The 273-nt window shown below is 69.2% G+C and carries 1 pseudogene; it reads right to left on the reverse strand.

Going from position 1 to position 273, the window contains the following annotated elements:
* Positions 1-242 (reverse strand): annotated as a pseudogene (locus GV792_RS28935) (MMPL family transporter); the annotation flags it as partial.
* Positions 243-273 lie beyond the last annotated feature (31 nt).

The raw sequence follows: 273 nt of genomic DNA on the forward strand, positions 1-273 counted from the left end.
GCGCCGTCGTCACGGGAGACCACGATGACCGCCGCGGCCGAGCCGGCATCGGGGAACTGCGCCAGCGCCTGTTCGATCTGTGCGGACTGATTACCGTCGGGCAGCGAGTTCGGCGCCTCGCCCGCGGACTCGTTCTCCCCGACCGCGCCGATGACGCCGATCGCGGCGATGGCGAGCACGATCAGCACCCACCACGACCGGCGAGAACTCACCACCGAGGCATACCGGTTCCAGATGTCCACCCGACCACCTTCTCAGAATCGGCGCCGGCAC

Source organism: Nocardia cyriacigeorgica (assembly GCF_010868145.1).
In the GTDB taxonomy this organism is placed as follows: Bacteria; Actinomycetota; Actinomycetes; order Mycobacteriales; family Mycobacteriaceae; genus Nocardia; species Nocardia cyriacigeorgica_D.